The 15,435-nt window shown below is 68.3% G+C and carries 17 protein-coding genes; 2 read left to right on the top strand and 15 right to left on the bottom strand.

The features are described from left to right. Positions 1–108: 108 nt before the first annotated feature. The 9 genes from ABD116_RS35040 to ABD116_RS35000 all read right to left on the bottom strand — a co-directional run bounded on the left by ABD116_RS35040 (position 109) and on the right by ABD116_RS35000 (position 8,847). Positions 109–831, bottom strand: coding sequence for a PIG-L deacetylase family protein (locus ABD116_RS35040; protein ID WP_343980636.1), 723 nt, complete (start codon positions 829–831; stop codon positions 109–111). Positions 832–901: 70 nt separating this feature from the next. Beyond that, positions 902–2,209: a D-arabinono-1,4-lactone oxidase gene (locus ABD116_RS35035; RefSeq protein ID WP_343980632.1), complete on the bottom strand. Its 1,308-nt coding sequence runs from the start codon at positions 2,207–2,209 to the stop codon at positions 902–904. Beyond that, complete coding sequence (locus tag ABD116_RS35030; protein WP_343980629.1) at positions 2,206–3,360, bottom strand: amino acid deaminase/aldolase; 1,155 nt, start codon at positions 3,358–3,360, stop codon at positions 2,206–2,208. Before ABD116_RS35030 ends, ABD116_RS35035 begins: the two co-directional genes overlap by 4 nt. A gap of 43 nt (positions 3,361–3,403) precedes the next feature. Beyond that, on the bottom strand, positions 3,404–4,162 hold the full coding sequence (locus ABD116_RS35025) for a hypothetical protein (RefSeq protein ID WP_343980626.1): 759 nt from the start codon (positions 4,160–4,162) through the stop codon (positions 3,404–3,406). Beyond that, a complete protein-coding gene (locus ABD116_RS35020) occupies positions 4,159–5,523 on the bottom strand; it encodes a M15 family metallopeptidase (protein WP_343980623.1) in 1,365 nt (454 codons plus the stop codon). Before ABD116_RS35020 ends, ABD116_RS35025 begins: the two co-directional genes overlap by 4 nt. A 101-nt stretch (positions 5,524–5,624) precedes the next feature. After that, positions 5,625–6,731 (bottom strand): succinyldiaminopimelate transaminase, encoded by a 1,107-nt coding sequence (gene dapC, locus ABD116_RS35015; RefSeq protein WP_343980619.1) that lies wholly within the window; start codon positions 6,729–6,731, stop codon positions 5,625–5,627. Continuing rightward, positions 6,728–7,705 carry an alpha/beta fold hydrolase gene (locus ABD116_RS35010; RefSeq protein ID WP_343980616.1) on the bottom strand — a complete coding sequence of 326 codons (978 nt, stop codon included), beginning with the start codon at positions 7,703–7,705 and terminating at the stop codon, positions 6,728–6,730. Before ABD116_RS35010 ends, dapC begins: the two co-directional genes overlap by 4 nt. 22 nt (positions 7,706–7,727) lie before the next feature. Next, on the bottom strand, positions 7,728–8,324 hold the full coding sequence (locus tag ABD116_RS35005; RefSeq protein ID WP_343980612.1) for a TetR/AcrR family transcriptional regulator: 597 nt from the start codon (positions 8,322–8,324) through the stop codon (positions 7,728–7,730). 43 nt (positions 8,325–8,367) lie between these two features. Continuing rightward, a complete protein-coding gene (locus ABD116_RS35000) occupies positions 8,368–8,847 on the bottom strand; it encodes a MarR family winged helix-turn-helix transcriptional regulator (RefSeq protein ID WP_343980609.1) in 480 nt (159 codons plus the stop codon). An 89-nt stretch (positions 8,848–8,936) separates the two neighbouring features. Between ABD116_RS35000 and ABD116_RS34995 the strand changes: the two genes are divergently transcribed. Further along, entirely contained in the window at positions 8,937–9,314 is a 378-nt protein-coding gene (locus tag ABD116_RS34995) for a DoxX family protein (protein WP_343980606.1), read from the top strand. Between the two features lie 76 nt (positions 9,315–9,390). On the opposite strand, the gene ABD116_RS34990 is transcribed toward ABD116_RS34995, so the two are convergent. The 6 genes from ABD116_RS34990 to ABD116_RS34965 are packed head-to-tail and all read right to left on the bottom strand — an operon-like array spanning position 9,391 to position 14,521. After that, positions 9,391–9,729 (bottom strand): GroES family chaperonin, encoded by a 339-nt coding sequence (locus ABD116_RS34990; protein ID WP_343980603.1) that lies wholly within the window; start codon positions 9,727–9,729, stop codon positions 9,391–9,393. Next, complete coding sequence (locus tag ABD116_RS34985) at positions 9,726–9,989, bottom strand: DUF3618 domain-containing protein (RefSeq protein ID WP_343980600.1); 264 nt, start codon at positions 9,987–9,989, stop codon at positions 9,726–9,728. Before ABD116_RS34985 ends, ABD116_RS34990 begins: the two co-directional genes overlap by 4 nt. Positions 9,990–10,042: 53 nt before the next feature. Further along, positions 10,043–11,086 carry a glucose 1-dehydrogenase gene (locus tag ABD116_RS34980; RefSeq protein WP_343980597.1) on the bottom strand — a complete coding sequence of 348 codons (1,044 nt, stop codon included), beginning with the start codon at positions 11,084–11,086 and terminating at the stop codon, positions 10,043–10,045. Positions 11,087–11,122: 36 nt separating this feature from the next. Further along, the gene (locus ABD116_RS34975) at positions 11,123–11,965 is read right to left on the bottom strand and encodes a transglutaminase family protein (protein ID WP_343980594.1); all 843 of its coding nucleotides are present in this window, start codon (positions 11,963–11,965) and stop codon (positions 11,123–11,125) included. After that, a complete protein-coding gene (locus ABD116_RS34970) occupies positions 11,962–12,909 on the bottom strand; it encodes an alpha-E domain-containing protein (RefSeq protein ID WP_343980591.1) in 948 nt (315 codons plus the stop codon). Before ABD116_RS34970 ends, ABD116_RS34975 begins: the two co-directional genes overlap by 4 nt. Before the next feature lie 16 nt (positions 12,910–12,925). Continuing rightward, positions 12,926–14,521 carry a circularly permuted type 2 ATP-grasp protein gene (locus ABD116_RS34965; protein WP_425552210.1) on the bottom strand — a complete coding sequence of 532 codons (1,596 nt, stop codon included), beginning with the start codon at positions 14,519–14,521 and terminating at the stop codon, positions 12,926–12,928. A gap of 183 nt (positions 14,522–14,704) precedes the next feature. Here ABD116_RS34965 and bcp point away from each other — a divergent pair, with 183 nt between their 5' ends. Then, positions 14,705–15,175 (top strand): thioredoxin-dependent thiol peroxidase, encoded by a 471-nt coding sequence (bcp, locus tag ABD116_RS34960; protein WP_343980588.1) that lies wholly within the window; start codon positions 14,705–14,707, stop codon positions 15,173–15,175. Positions 15,176–15,435 lie beyond the last annotated feature (260 nt).

Here is a 15,435-nt window from a genome sequence, read left to right as displayed (position 1 = left end):
GCTGGGACGTACCGGCCCCGCCCCGTGATACGGACGGGGCGAGCGACCGGTTCAATCGGTACTCCGCGGCTGTCGCCGGACGGGGCGGCTGCCACGGAGCTCAGAGCGTCAGGGCGTGAAGACCTCGAAGGCGGCCGCGTACGTCGTACCGAGCCTGGTGCCGTGGGCGCGGCCGATCCCCTCGAGGAACTCCTCCGCGTCGAAGTGCGGCCAGTTGAGCCCTTCGATGTAGGCCTTGTGCGCCTTCAGCGAGTCGACCCCGACCGCGAAGGTGTCGGTCGTGTCGATGGCGTGCTTGCTCTTCGGTGAGCCGGCCGCCCACACCTGCCGGACACCGCCCCAGCGCTCGCCGTCATCGGGGAAGATCCACCGGTTGGCGGCGTCGCGGACCGCGTCGAGGGTGGCCCGGCCGGTGTTGATGTGGTCGGCCTGGTTGAGCAGTGCTTCGCCGTCCCAGGTGTCCCAGAAGTTGTTCGTGATGACGATCTCGGGCTGGTGCCGCCGGATCGCGCCCGCGATCAGCCGGCGCAGCGCGACGCCGTACTCGATCGTGCCGTCGGGCTGGCCGAGGAACTCGACCACGGGGACGCCGACGATCCGCGCCGACTCGATCTGCTCGGCCTCCCGCAGCGGGCCGCTCTCGGCCGGCGCGATGCCGTCGATGCCCGCCTCGCCGGAGGTGAGCAGGACGTAGACGATTTCCTTGCCCTGGCCGGTCCAGCGCGCGATCGCGGCGGCGGCGCCGAACTCGAGGTCGTCGGGGTGGGCGACCACCGCGAGGGCCTTGGTCCAGTCCTCGGGCAACGCTTCGAGCGGTTCCGGTGCAGTCATACCGGAAGGCTACGGCCGCGACGGTCCGTCCGGGAGCGGGGTTGCCCCGGAATACCAGCCATCCGGCCCACTAGGCCCCGAAGACCTGCCTGGTGTAGGGGTTGGCGAAGGTACGCTGCGGGTCGAGCCGGTCACGGACGGCGAGGAAGTCGTCGAACCGCGGGTACCGCTCGCGGAAGTCGGACGCCTCGAGCGTGTGCAGCTTGCCCCAGTGCGGCCGGCCGCCGAAGGCCCCGACGATCTGCTCGAAGGCGTCGAAGTACTTGTCGTGCGCGAGCCGGTGGTACTGATGGATCGCGATGTACCCGGTGTCGCGCCCGTACGCCGTCGACAGCCAGATGTCGTCGGCCGCCGCGACCCGGACCTCGATCGGGAACGGCAGCCGCTCCCCCGACCGGTCGATCCAGGAACGCAACTGCCGCACGACCTCGACCACATGCTCGCGCGGTACGGCGTACTCCGATTCGCGGAACACCACGTTGCGCTCCGAACAGAACACCTTGTACGACGAGTCGACGTACTCCCGTGCCGACAGCGCCCGGGACGCCAACTGGTTGATCCGCGGCACCAGCCCAGGTCGCCGTACCGACAGACGGTTGGTCCACTCGAAGACGCGGTTGGACAGCAACTCGTCGTCGACCCAGCCGCGCAGCTTGCCGACCGGGGACGCGCCCACGCCGGGGCCGACCCGGTTGTTGCGCTTGGTCAGCGCGACGTCGGTGTGCGGGAACCAGTAGAACTCGAAGTGATCGTTGCCATCGGCAAGCTCATCGAAGCCACCCAGTACTTCGCCCAGCGGCAGCGGCATCTCCTGAGCACGCAGCAGAAACGCCGGTACCGTCTGCAGAGTCAGCGCGGTGATCACGCCGAGCGAGCCGACCGAGACCCGCGCGGCGTTGAACACGTCCGGGTTCTCGTCCGCCGAGCAGTGCAGCACCGAGCCGTCGGCCGTGACGAGCTCGAGCCCGACGATCTGCGTCGCGATCCCACCGAGCTTCGCGCCGGTACCGTGCGTGCCGGTGGAGATGGCGCCCGCGATGGTCTGCTTGTCGATGTCGCCGAGGTTGGCCATCGCCAGGTCGAACGACGCGAGGCCCGCATTCAGCTTCGCGAGCCCGGTCCCCGCACCCAGCGTCACGTGACCGGAGGCCTGGTCGGCACTGGTGATCGAGGACAGCCCGTCGAGCCGGACCATCACCTGTTCAGGGACCGAGCAGCCGGTGAACGAGTGGCCGGAGCCGACCGCCTTGAGCTGCTTGCCCTGCTCGGCCGCCGTCTTGACCATCGCCGCGACCTCGTCGACCGACGACGGCCGCAGGGTCTCCACACCGGTTGCCGACTCAGTACCGGCCCAGTTCCGCCAGGTGGTGGTGCTCATCCGAAGTTCTTCCCCTCACCCCGGTAGGTGACGAGCTCGGTCAGCTCGTTGCCGTCGATCGCGTGCAGTACGTCGAATCGTTCCAGCATCTCGCCCGCCTTGGCATAGCGCATCCAGACCCGGTCGCCGATTCGCAGGCCACGGGCGTTCTCGCCCACGACCGGCGTCTGGACCTCGCCGGCTCCTTCGGTACCGAGCAAGCTCAGCCCGAGCGGCCAGCTCGGCGAAGGCAGCCGCGACTTCTTGGCCGGGCCGGATGCGACGTATCCGCCACCGAACAGGGTCGCGATCCGCGAGGTCGGGCGGCGGACCACTCCGAGCGCGTAGGCGACCGCGTGTTCCGGCTGGAAGACGTCGTACTTGTCGAAGAGCGTGGGCCCGTAGAGACCGGAGCCCGCGGTGACCTCGGTGACGGACGGGTCGGCGCTGCTGACCTCGATGCTTCCGGTGCCGCCCGAGTTGACCAGCTGCAGCAGCGCGACCTGCTTGAGGGCGTCGACGATCAGGCCGCGGCGGTCGGACAGTTCTCGCGCCGAGAGCTTCTTGACCAGGCGTACCGCCGGGGACGTGTCCGGCAGGCCGGCGATCTGTGCCTCGTAGAACATCACGCCGACGAGCTCGAACGCGTCGTCCGCCACCACTCGGCGAGCCAGTTCGAGAGCCTGGTCGGGCGTGCGCAGCGGCGACCGGCGTACGCCGAGATGCTGGCCGAAGATGCGCAGTGACGCGTCGACGTCGAGGCAGACCCGGATCCGTTCGCCGCCACCGGTGACCGACTTGATGAAGGCCAGCTGCTCGAAGTCGTCGATCATCAGCGTGATCCGCGACGCCAGCTCGGCATCGGCGGCCACCTCCCGCAGGGCGGCGCGATGCACGGTCGGGTAGCCCATCAGGATGTCGTCGACGCCGTCCTGCGCCAGCCAGATCGCCTCCGGCAGCGAGTAGGCCATCACGCCGTGGAAGCCAGGACGGTCGAGCGCGGCCTTGATGAGCGCGCGGGATCGTACGGACTTGGACGCCACGCGGATCGGCGTACCGGCGGCCCGGCGGACCAGATCGTCCGCGTTCCGGCGGAACGCGGCCAGGTCGACCACCGCGTACGGCGGCTCCAGCTCAGCCGTCAGCCGCGTGTACCTGTCGAAGTCAGCCATGTCAGGAGTTTAGAGCGAATAAATACTGAAAGGTAGTACATCTTTACGGCAAATCGATCACAGCCTGCAGAGCAGGTACTACGGCCCGCGCCCACGCGGCCTGCTGGTCGGGCGTTGTTGAGGATTGAGCCAGTAAGGCCACGGTAGAGCCCTCGAGCGTGGAAACCTCCACAAACGCCTCGGCAGCTTCGTAAGAACGGACCGCGGCGACTGCATCCGGGGAGGACCAGAGCTGCTTGACCTGCAGGCCGCCCTTGGTTCCGCAGGCTGTCATGCGGGCCTGGTAGCCGGTGTAGTAGGCCTTGGCGCGGGTGGAGTCGGCGAAGCGGAGTACCAGGACTGTGGCCGGTTTGGCGGCTGGCGTGCGGTAGGTGCCCTGTAGTGCGTGCGCCGGGACCGGCAGTGAGTCGGTGGGGAGTGGGTTGCCGCACCCGACGGGCAGTGCTTCGTAGGCGGCCTGCTGGGGTGCACGGCTGCGGGTCCAGGTGTCATTGCCCACGAAGCCGACCTCTGCGCCGCCGGGGTCGGTGTAGGTCTTCCAGCCTTTGCCTAGCTTGGCGGGTGCGGGGAGGTTCTTGGCGGAGACAGGTCCGGCCGCTGCAGGTGGAGGGGCTGTCGCCTGCTCCGGGAGGGCAGGGGGCTCGGCAGCGTCTGTGGGCGGGGTGGTGTTCAGGGTGTTGGTCGGGACCGGCACGGTGCCGCCCGTCGCTGTGGGGGTTGGGGCGGGCTCAGCGGCTGGCTCGGCGCTGCAGCCGTACAGGAGAGCTACAGCGCCCAGGGCCAGAGCTAGTGCGGGTTTCACTGGGGCTCGAAGTGTTGGTAGTCGGGCTGACGCCAGCCGGCTCCCCAGAAGAAGCCTGCGGCGCGCAGTGCCTTGGTCGGAGCGCTACTGCTGAACAGCATCCCGGGACGGGCCACTGACCGGTTGCGGTAGGCCAGGCCGTTCGACGGGTACCAGACGTTGTTCGCCGCGAGGTACGGGTTCTCCACGGTGTTGATGTCGATCGCATAGCCGTAGGAGTGCGGCGAGAGCGCGTACGGGTTGCCGGTGACCTGGCGGCAGTTGAAGGCCGAGGTGTTGTCCGCCGCCATCGACCGGATGTCGCTGCCGCCGTACAGGTCGACACGCTGCATCCGGCGGATCGGGAACTTCGCGTTGAAGCTCGCGGTCCAGACGGTGATCATCTTGGCCACGGCCGCGTCCCGGACGATCAGTTCACCGCGATGCACCAGGCCGTCGAAACCCCAGTAGTTCAAGGTCAGCAGGCGCAGCTGCGACGGCTTCACCGGGCAGCCGGCCCGGTAGGTCTTGTTGACGTAGCCCGCGCCGACAAGGGCGACCTTGGCGTTCACCAGCGCCTTGATCGTGATGACGGCATAGCCGGAGGCTTCGACAGAGGCTGCCGGGACGCCGAGCGTGATGACCCGGACAGTCTTGGTCGCGGGCAGGTTGTCCGGGACCGGTACTGCGAAGGTCCCGTTGGCCGCGATCCAGGCGCTCGTCAGGGTCCGCCACTTGCCGCCGTACCGGTCCTGGAGGCCGACGAGCTTCTTCCCGGGCTCGGGCGGGGTCAGCTTGCCGGTCATCTTCACGCCGGTCAGGACGGTGTACGTCGCGGCCGGCTTGTCCATCACCAGCGTGCGGTCGAGCACGTTGACCGTGCGGTCCGGGGAGGTGCCGAGGGTGCCTGGGTTCTTGTTGCCGATCACGACGCGGAAGGTCGCGGCGCCGGGGGCCGGCCAGGTGTAGAGGAACTTGTAGGCGCCGTCGGCGATCGTGCGGGTCGCGCCGCGCAGTACCCAGGTGGTGCCTTGCTTCTGCCAGAGGGTCAGGTACCAGTTCGCCAGGCCGCTCTCCATCCGGCCCGCGAGCGTGATCGGGCGGTCCTCCCAGGTGTTGGCCGGCTGGTTCAGCGTGATCGGCGTCGCCACCGCCGGAGTCGGCGGTGGTGTCGTCGGCGGTGGTGGTACCGGCGGCGTCGTCGGTTCGTCCGCCGGAGCAGGCGTCGGCGTGGTGGCCTCGGCCGCGGCGGGCGGCGCTGCCGGCTGCGTCGCCACCGGTGTCGACGGCGGTGGAGTCTCCGCGGCAGTCGCGACCGCAGGTATCAGTGCGAGACACAGCACCGCCGTGAAGGCGGCCGATCCCAAGGCACGAGCCTTCATGGGCCAGTCCTCCCCAGTTCGGGAGAGCCACCCCAGCTCTCCTCTCACCTACTAAGAGGCTTCTACCCAGGAAGACGTCACACTCTGCCCGAAATGTTCGACTATTCGTGCAATCTCTTGACGGCGGCGTCGACCCGCTCATCGGTCGCGGTCAACGCGACCCGCACGTGCCGCTCACCCGCTGCGCCGTAGAAGGCACCCGGCGCGACGAGAATGCCGCGCTCGGACAGTGCCTCGACAGAGCCATACGCGTCGTACGCCGGATTGCTCGCCCACAAGTAGAGGCCGCCCTGCGACAAGGTGATCTCCCAGCCGGCAACGGTCAGCGCATCACGCAGTACTGTCCGGCGGCGGACGTACCGGGCGCGCTGCTCGTCTACATGCACGTCGTCGGCGAAGGCGGCAGCCATAGCGGCCTGGATCGGCGACGGGACCATCAGACCCGCGTGCTTGCGCACTGCCAGCAGCTCGGCGACCACTGCCTCGTCACCCGCCACGAAGCCGGCACGGTAGCCGGCGAGGTTGGAGCGCTTGGACAGCGAGTGCACTGCAAGGAGGTTGTCGAAGCTGCCGCCACAGACGTCCGGGTGCAGCACCGACACAGGGGTCGAGTCCCAGCCGAACTCCATGTAGCACTCGTCGCTGACCAGCAGTACGTCGTTTGCCCGGGCCCACTCGACCGCTGCGCGCAGTTCGTCGGCAGAGGTGATCTGGCCGGACGGGTTGCGCGGTGAGTTGAGGTAGGCGACCCGTACCGGCCCGTCGTACTGCGTGGGGTCGGCTACCGGGACGCTGGTGGCCCGGGCGAGCGCTGCACCGGCCTCATACGTCGGGTAGGCGAGGTCTGGGATCAATACGGTGTCGCCGGCACCGATGCCGAGCAGTGTCGGCAGCAGCATGATCAGCTCCTTGGTGCCGATCACCGGGAGGATGCCGTGCTGCGGGTCGACGTTGGGGACGTCCAGCCGGCGTGCGAGCCAGTCGACGGCCGCCTGGCGCGCAGTACCGGTCCCGATGGTCGTCGGGTACGCCGGTGCGTCGGCAGCGTCCGCCAGTGCCTTCTTGACCAGCTCCGGCACCGGGTCGACCGGGCTACCGATCGACAGATCCACGATCCCGTCCGGATGAGCCGCCGCCTTCTGCTTGAAGGGAGCGAGCTTGTCCCAGGGGAAGTCCGGCAAACGACTGGAGGTGGCTGCGAAGTTCACCCCTGCATTGTCTCCTGCTCTTCCTTCGGCAGGTCGGCGGCTGCCCGCTCCGTGGAACCTTCGGTGAGGAAGCCGGTGGCGGCGGCTACTACGGCGGGGTCGCGGAGGACCCGGTTGTGGCCGAGGCCGTCGGTGAGGTGGAGCTTCGCGTCCGGCCAGACGTCGACGAGGGCGATGCTGCCGTCGGCGGAGGTTTCGCGATCCGAGCGGTCGTGGATCACCAGCAAGGCCGGCAGTTCGCGCTCCTCGGCCAGGGCATCGACGATCGTCGGGACGGTGTAGCCCTCCATCGGCCCGAATCTGCGGCTGAACCGGCGCAGGAAGCCGGCCCGGATCCGGGGACCGAAGCCGAGATGAGCCTCGTACTGCGCCAGCCCCTCGCGGAAGTCCGTCGCCGTCGCGAGGAACACGATCCGCCGCGCGCCGAACCCATCCCGCAACGCCAGCGTCACCGCGGCCGCACCCAGCGAATGCGCCATCACCCCGTACGCCGGTCCGTACGCCGCGACGACCGCTTCGAACGCATCAGCCAACTCCGGCAACGTGGACCGCTGAGCCCCGTCCCGGCCCGGCTCGGACTCCCCATGACTCGGCGCATCGAACGCGACGACCCGGAACCCCGCATCGAGCAGCGGCGGAACAAAGGCAGCCAACTGAAGCCCCCAGCCGCCCCACCCATGCACCAGGTAGATCGTCGGGCCATCGACCCCGCCCTGGCCCCGAACCGCCCCACCGGCTACGCCGCCGCTCCAGATCCGTCCACGGACGATGCCACCTTCGAACGGCAACTCCAGGGGCGTCGCCTCCGGCAACTCCACCCGTAGCCGTTTGGCCTTCTCGGAGACCTGTGGGAGGCGGAACCAGATCGTGTCCAGCATCCGCGCGCCCACCGCCGGCGCGACCCGTTCGAGCACCTGGAAGATCCGGCGCTGTCTGGCCAGAGTCCGACCGTTCGTGCTTTTCTTTGCCGACATGACCGCTCCTCAGGGGAAGGATTCAGACCTTGGCCGCCCGGAGCAGCGCCTCGAAAGCAGCGCGGGCCCGATCCTCGGCCTGGGGGTCGGCCAGCAACCGGCTGGCCAGGTGGTACGACATCAGCACACCGCGGATGTCGAAGGCGTACTGCTCCGGATCGGCATCAGCGCGGAACTGCCCCTCGCTGACCCCGGTCCGGAAGACGGTGGCGATCGTGTCCACGTAGTCGCGCTCGATCTGCACCACCCGATCACGCACCGGACCGGGCGGGGCGTCGTCCAGTTCGGCCGACACGCTCGTGAAGAAACAGCCACCAGGCAAGGCGAGATCGCCGTTGTCCCAGCGCAGCTTGCGATCGAACAGCTCCCGCAACCGCGGCTCGCCACGCGGCATCTTCAGGGCCGGCCGCAGCACCCGCTCGGCGAACAACTCCCCGGCCCAGTCGATCACCGCGACCTGCAGTTGCTCCTTGGACCGGAAGTGCCCGAACAGCCCGCTCTTGGAGAGGCCGGTCTTGTCCGCGAGCAGCCCGATGGTGAGCGCGCCCAGCCCGACCAGGCTGACCTGACGGGCCGCCTCGTCCAGCACCGCGGCGCGCGTCTCTTCACCCTTGCTCACGGGATCAATAAAAGCACGGTCGTTCGCAACAGAGCAAGCCGATTCAGCAGGACCGGGCCGGGTCGACCTTCCGGTGGATCGCGTCGCCGATCTCCTTGAGCTGCGCCAACTGCCCGGGAGTCAGCGCATCGATCACGTACTCCCGTACCGCCGCCACATGCCCAGGAGCCGCCGCGACGACCTGCTCCCACCCGGCGTCGGTGAGCTCGGCGACCGTGATCCGGCCGTCCTCGACGTCTGGCCTGCGTACGACGAAGCCGCGCTTCTCGAGTCGCTTCACCACATGCGACAGGCGGGACAGCGACCCATTGGCGAAGCCGGCCAGCTCACTCATCCGGCGCGAGCGATCCGGCGACTCGGACAGCCCGGCCATCACCAGGTACTCGAAATGGGTCAGCCCCGAGTCGCGCTGCAACTGGTAGTCGAGCGCACCCGGCAGCTTGAACATCAGCGCGGCCAGCGACATCCAGGCCGCCAGCTCGTCGGGCGCGAGCCAGCGCACCCCGTCGTCCTCCCCGGTCATGTCACCACTCTAGCCGATTAGTTGACGCTTCAACCCACTGCGGCTATGGTTGACGCGTCAACTAACACTTCGAGAGCGGAACGTCACTGATGAATGTGTTCCTGTGGATCCTGGCCGGCCTGCTGGCTGCTTTGTTCCTCGGCGCGGGCGGCAGCAAGCTGGCTCAGTCCAAGGAGAAGCTCGGCGCGAACCCGAACATGAAATGGACCGAGGACTTCTCGGCCGGCCCGCTCAAGCTGATCGGCGCCGCCGAGGTGCTGGCGGCTCTCGGCCTGATCCTGCCGGGCGCGCTGGACATCGCCCCGATCCTGGTCCCGCTGGCTGCGAGCGGGCTGGTGGTCCTGATGGCCGGCGCGATCGTCACCCACCTCCGCCGCAAGGAGTACCCGCCGCTCCTCATCAACACCATCATCCTGATCCTGGCCCTGGTCGTCGCGATCTTCCGCTTCGGCCCCAACAGCTTCTGATCCAAAACGCGGCCGCCGCGGCACTGGTCCCAGTGCAGCGGCGGCCGCGTACGTAGTACCGGCTGTCAGAGGTCTGTCAGAGGTAGAGCCCGGTCTGGCCGTCCTCGAGGCGGCCGGCGGCCACCGCGTGCAGGTCGCGTTCGCGCAGCAGGACGTAGTCGTCGCCGCGGACCTCGACCTCGGCGCGGTCCTCGGGGTCGAACAGCACCCGGTCGTCGACCTCGACGGTGCGCACGTTGGCGCCGATCGCGACCACCTTGGCCCAGGCCAGCCGGCGGCCCATCTGCGCGGTCGCGGGAATCAGGATGCCGGCCGAGGACTTGCGCTCGCCTTCGGCCTCGGTCGAGACCAGCACCCGGTCGTGCAGCATCCGGATCGGCAGCTTGTCGTCGGCCAGCCGCTTGCGAGCCGTCACCGGCGACCCACCAGCTTGCGGATCATGACCAGCATGCCGAGGACGCCCACCGCCGCGGCACCGACGGCGACCAGCTTCTGGGTGCGCAACTGCCCGCGCTCGTCGAACACCTGGGCCCTGGCCTGTTCGACCTGCCGCTTGGCGACGTTCTTCGGGTGCGCCCGGTCGACCAGCTCATCGACGGTCGAGGCCAGTCGGGCGCGGGTGGCGGCGATGTCCGCCTCGATCTGCTCGGTGGTCCGAGCCTTCGTCTCCGGCACCTTGGGCTCCCTTCACAGTGTTTGATCCCATCCTTGCAGACACGTCTTGCAGGTCAGCGCTGGAGATCCACGACCACCTTGATATCGCCGGGCTCCTTGACCAGGGCTGCAGGCCAGTTCGACAGCGGCACCGACCGCGTGATGAGCCGCTCCAGCCACGCCGGGTCTGCGGCCAGCAGTACCTCCACCGCATCCGCATAGTGCCGCTTGGCCGCGTTCACCGTCCCGACCAGCGCAGCGTTCCGTACTACGAGTTGCCGCGTCAGCGCGTCGAGCTGTACGTCGATGGACGCCGGCCCCGGCGAGATCCCGGTCAGACACATGACGCCGGCCGGCGGCAGCAGCTTCGCGCAGTCGAACACGAGCTGCCCGGCCCCGGTCGCCTCGACCACCACGTCAGGCGTCACTGTCAGGTCGGAGACGTCATTGAGGTACTCCGCGCCGAGGTCCCGGACCAGTTGCGGCTTGGGGCCGTCGGTGGCGAGGTCGAGTACATGCACGGTGTGCCCGCGCTGGGTGGCGATGAGGGCGGCCAGTAGGCCGATCGGGCCGGCACCTGTGATCAGCACGTGCTCGGGGCCGTACCAGGAGCGGGCACCGACATGTTCGATCTGGTCCCAGGCCTTGGTCAGGATGCTGGCGGGCTCGACCAGTACGCCGAGCTGCCCGAGTTGCTGTGGCACCGGGACGGCGTAGTACGGGTCTACTCGCCAGCGCTCGGCGCCGTAGCCGTCCATCTCCTTGATGCCGCGCTCGGTGTAGCGGCCGTTGCGGCAGAAGTCCCATTCGCCGCGTGCGCAGGCTGGGCAGGGCACTGGGTCGGGGCGGCGGACTATGCCGGCAATTAGGTCACCAGTGGCGAACCCTGAACCCGTCGGCGCCTCCAGTACCCGGCCGAGGGACTCATGCCCGATCACCAGCCTGTCGGCGCCGGGACGGCCCGTACCGAAGAGACCGCCGCAGAGCTCGATATCCGTGCCGCAGATCCCAGCGAGCAGTCCCTCGACCAGTACCGAGCCGTCGGACTCAGGCGGTTCCGGCACCTCGCCGACCGAGGCAGAGTCAGCCTTGCCCGGCACCACCGTCATCGCCCGCATGAGACCACTCTGCCCCATTCAGCCTGGTTGAAGCCGTCACGCCAGTCGGGTGATGTCCACGGTGACATCGATTGCCGTGGCAGCCCCTCCCGAGTAGATGCCCTTCAGCGGCGATACGTCCCCGTAGTCGCGACCAGTGGCGACCCAGACGTGTCGGTGAGCGATCGGGATGTCGTTGGTCGGGTCGTACCCCCACCAGCCACCCGTCCACGCCTCGATCCACGCATGGCTCTCACCGACCACCGTCTCCCCCACCGCCGCATCAGCCTTGGTGTGCAGATAGCCGGAGACATACCGAGCCGGTACTCCGACAGCGCGGAGCATTGCCAGCGTCAGGTGCGCGTAGTCCTGGCAAACCCCTTCACCGGCCTGCCACGCGTCCACTGCCGACGAGTGCACACCAGTGGTCCCGCGCTGGTAGGTCATGGTGCCGTGAACCCACTTCGAGATCGCCAGGACGGTCTCTGCCGGGCTGAGGCCCTTACGGAGGCTCCGGGCGATCGCAGCCAGCTCCCTGTTCTTGGGGACGTACTCCGCGAACTCCAGGTACTCGCCGTACCGGTCGAGGCTCTGTGGCGAACGCACGTCAGCCCAGGTCGCTTCCTCTTCCGGCGTGGGCTGTGCGGTGGTCTCGACGACCGAGGCTGCGATCACCTTCAGCTCGGTGTGCGGCGCGTGCAGGTCGAAGGAGTTGACCTCGGTGCCCCAGTAGTCGGTGTAGCGGTAGGAGCGGGTGGCCGGGACTGTCTCCAGCCGGGCGACCATGAGGTTCTGCCGGTCGTCGCTGCGCGGAGTGAGTCGTGCCTCGTTGTAGGACTGCGTGACGGCGGTTGCATAGCGGTAGCCAGTCGTGTGGACCACACGGAGACGCCACTTCACAGGTTCACCTCCGCGTTGTTCCACTCCACCCAGGGCACTGCGTGGAAGTACTGCTGTGACACGGCCTCGCCCACCTCGCGCACTGTCGCCTGCAGGGCCTGCAGCCTTCCAGTGAGGTCGTCGAGCAGCTCGGCCGGTCGCAGGAACTCCAGGTCGCTCCTTGCCTTGCCCAACAACCTGCTGGCCTCTGCGCTCGCGCCGATGCGAGCAGACTCGCCGTGCTCGAGCTCCTCCAGGCAGGACTCGGCCTTGCTCAGCGCATGGAACACAGAGCGCGGGAACAGTCGGTCCATCAGCAGGAACTGGACTACCCGGGATGCGTCCAGGGCGCCACGGTAGGTGCGCAGGTACGTGTCGTGCGCGCCCGCTGAGCGCAGTACTGTCACCCACCCGGGCGAAGTCGGCTTGTCGCCTGCCCGGGACATCAGGAGCCGCACGATCATGTCGACGCGCTCCACCGACCGCCCGAGCACCAGGAAGCGCCAGCCGTCGTCCCTGCTCATCGTGGAGTCCGCGAGACCGGCGAACATCGCGGCGCGGTCCTCTACGAAGGTGAAGAACTCGTGCGGCCCTACCCGGCGAGCAGCGCGCTGCCGCTCGGGCACTGCGTTCCACATCGAGTTGATGCAGTGCCAGAGCTCACTGGAGACGACCTCGCGCGCCACCCGGGTGTTCTCGCGGGCGCTGGAGATGGACGACACGATCGAGCCGGAGCGGTCCGGGGACATCGCCACCAGTTCGGTCAGCGTCCACACGTCCAGAGTGGTCCCTTTGGGCGGTTCGATGCCCAGGACCGCCAGCAGCCGGCGACTGGCGGTGTCGGCGTCCACGGTCGCGTCCTCGAGCAGTTGGTGCACCGATACGTCGAGGATCCGGGCCGTGTCGTCCGCGCGTTCGACGTACCGGCCGATCCAGTACAGCGACTCGGCATTGCGTGCGAGCATCGTCAGCACCTCCCCATCACTGTTGCTGCTGTTGGGCGACGTTGAGCTCCGGGCCCTGCTCCGGAGTACTGGCCTCGTCCGAGCGCAGACCGGCCGCGGCCAGGCCCCGGCCGCGCAGCTCGGCGTTCTCGTCGGACGCCCTGGGGGCCAGCACCCAGGTGTCCTTGGAGCCGCCGCCCTGGGACGAGTTCACGACCAGGCTGCCCTCCGGGATCGCCACCCGGGTCAGGCCACCGGGCAGGACGAACACGGACTCGCCGTCGTTCACAGCGAAGGGCCGCAGGTCCACATGTCTCGGCTGCAGCCGCTCACCGACCTTGGTCGGCACAGTGGACAGCTGTACTACGGGTTGCGCGATCCACCCGCGTGGGTTGCTCCGGATCCGGCGGCGCTGGGCAGCGAGCTCCTTGGCCGACGCATCCGGGCCGAACACGATCCCGTAGCCGCCCGAGCCCTCCACCGGCTTCGTGACCAGCTCGTCCAGCCGGTCGAGCACCTCGTCGTGCTCAGCGGGCAGCCAGCAGCGGAAGGTGTCGACGTTCGGCAGCAGCGGGGTCTCACCCAGGTAGTACTTCAGGATCTCGGGCAGGTAGGTGTAGACCAGCTTGTCGTCGCCGACGCCGTTGCCGATCGCATTGGCGACCACTACGTTGCCGGCCCGCGCCGCGTTCACCAGGCCCGCGACACCGAGCACTGAGTCAGGTACGAAGTGCACCGGGTCCAGGAACTCGTCATCGATCCGCCGGTAGATCACATCCACCCGCTGCTCGCCCTCGGTGGTCCGCAGGTAGATGACATTGTTGCGGGCGAACAGGTCCCGGCCCTCGACCAGTTCGACCCCCATCTGGCGGGCTAGGAGCGAGTGCTCGAAGTAGGCCGAGTTGTAGACGCCAGGGGTCAGGACGACCACGTTCGGGTCCGTAGTACCGGCTGGTGCTGCTGCGCGAAGGGCGCGGAGTAGATGGACGGCGTAGTCGCCTACTGCGCGCACCCGGTGCTTGGCGAAGAGGTCTGGGAACACCCGGGCCATGGTCCGGCGGTTCTCCATCACGTAGGACACCCCGGATGGGCTGCGCAGGTTGTCCTCCAGCACCCGGAAGTCGCCCTGCTCGTCCCGTACTACGTCAATGCCGGCCACGTGGATCCGCACGCCGTTGGGCGGCGCAATGCCGGCCGCCTGGCGATGGAAGTGCTCGCAGGAGGTGATGAGCCGCCGTGGCAGTACGCCGTCCGCCACGATCTCCTGCGCGCCGTAGATGTCCGCGAGGAACGCCTCCAGCGCCCGGACCCGCTGGACGATGCCGCGCTCCAGCCGGGCCCACTCGGAGGCAGTGATGACGCGCGGGACCAGGTCGAGCGGGAACGGCCGCTCCTCCCCCGACAGCGAGAAGGTGATGCCCTGGTCGACCAGGGCCCGGTCGAGCGCCTCGGACCTGGCCGTCAGGTCGGCAGGCTGCAGCGGCGTCAGCGACTCGTGCAACCGCCGGTACGCCGGCCGTACCTCCTCGCCGGCGCCGAACATCTCGTCGTACGCGCCGGCATGCGGCCGTCCCGGATCGAGGTAGCCGTCGAACAACTGTGGGCCAGCGGGGCGGATCGGTGCGCGGCTCATCTCCGAATCTTCACCCACCGATGCCCGCCTCGCACCTGGATCCCGGGTCAGTTTTCCCGCACGTAACAAGCGAACCGCATCCGTGTAACACAAGCGCTTGCTCTCGGCCGGAGCCGCTGAGGCGACTGTCGGAGCAGTACGGCAGAATGTCGGACAATCACCTGCTCCTGGGAGGGACACCTCATGCCCGATCGTCTGGCCGTCGGCGACGCCGCACCCGATTTCACCCTCCCGGACGCGGACGGCAACGACGTCTCGCTGGCCTCGCTGCGCGGCAAGAGCGTGATCGTGTACTTCTACCCGGCCGCGATGACGCCGGGCTGCACCAAGCAGGCCTGCGACTTCCGCGACTCGCTCGACTCACTGCAGGCCCACGGGTACGCCGTACTCGGTATCTCCCCGGACAAGCCGGCCAAGCTGGCGAAGTTCCGCGAGCGCGACGGCGTGACGTTCCCGCTGCTCAGCGACCCGGACAAAGAGGTGCTGACCGCGTACGGCGCCTTCGGCGAGAAGACGATGTACGGCAAGAAGGTGACCGGGGTGATCCGGTCGACCTTCGTCGTCGACCCGGACGGCAAGATCGCGGTCGCGCAGTACAACGTGAAGGCCACCGGCCACGTGGCGAAGTTGCGCCGCGATCTCGGTCTCGACTAATTGTCAGGACATTTTCCGAAGGTAAACCCGCAACCGTTTCATAACGGTGGTCCAGGGAACGTCCGTTGGCGCGGTCGATTCGATGTGATTTGGATCACACAAAGTTTTCACCTGTTCGCAGCGGAAACACTACGTTCCGTCATATTTGCAGACCTCTGAGGGACGAGCAGTACTGCGGACACGCTCCGCGTCCAGTTGCAACCCTCCATCTGGTGCGTGGACATCGGCCGCGCTCTTCGCCCTGACCAGTGCAAACCGGG

This window comes from Kribbella koreensis, assembly GCF_039525325.1.
Taxonomy (GTDB): Bacteria; Actinomycetota; Actinomycetes; order Propionibacteriales; family Kribbellaceae; genus Kribbella; species Kribbella koreensis.
The sequence above is the reverse complement of the archived record's forward strand: the minus strand, read 5'-3'. Positions and strand labels throughout refer to the sequence as shown.

Bases quoted from the DNA above. Each gene is read 5' to 3' on its own strand.
- ABD116_RS35040 (WP_343980636.1), bottom strand. From the start codon at position 831: ATGACTGCACCGGAACCGCTCGAAGCGTTGCCCGAGGACTGGACCAAG.
- ABD116_RS35035 (WP_343980632.1), bottom strand. From the start codon at position 2,209: ATGAGCACCACCACCTGGCGGAACTGGGCCGGTACTGAGTCGGCAACC.
- ABD116_RS35030 (WP_343980629.1), bottom strand. From the start codon at position 3,360: ATGGCTGACTTCGACAGGTACACGCGGCTGACGGCTGAGCTGGAGCCG.
- ABD116_RS35020 (WP_343980623.1), bottom strand. From the start codon at position 5,523: ATGAAGGCTCGTGCCTTGGGATCGGCCGCCTTCACGGCGGTGCTGTGT.
- ABD116_RS35010 (WP_343980616.1), bottom strand. From the start codon at position 7,705: ATGTCGGCAAAGAAAAGCACGAACGGTCGGACTCTGGCCAGACAGCGC.
- ABD116_RS35000 (WP_343980609.1), bottom strand. From the start codon at position 8,847: ATGACCGGGGAGGACGACGGGGTGCGCTGGCTCGCGCCCGACGAGCTG.
- ABD116_RS34995 (WP_343980606.1), top strand. From the start codon at position 8,937: ATGAATGTGTTCCTGTGGATCCTGGCCGGCCTGCTGGCTGCTTTGTTC.
- ABD116_RS34980 (WP_343980597.1), bottom strand. From the start codon at position 11,086: ATGCGGGCGATGACGGTGGTGCCGGGCAAGGCTGACTCTGCCTCGGTC.
- ABD116_RS34970 (WP_343980591.1), bottom strand. From the start codon at position 12,909: ATGCTCGCACGCAATGCCGAGTCGCTGTACTGGATCGGCCGGTACGTC.
- ABD116_RS34965 (WP_425552210.1), bottom strand. From the start codon at position 14,521: ATGAGCCGCGCACCGATCCGCCCCGCTGGCCCACAGTTGTTCGACGGC.
- bcp (WP_343980588.1), top strand. From the start codon at position 14,705: ATGCCCGATCGTCTGGCCGTCGGCGACGCCGCACCCGATTTCACCCTC.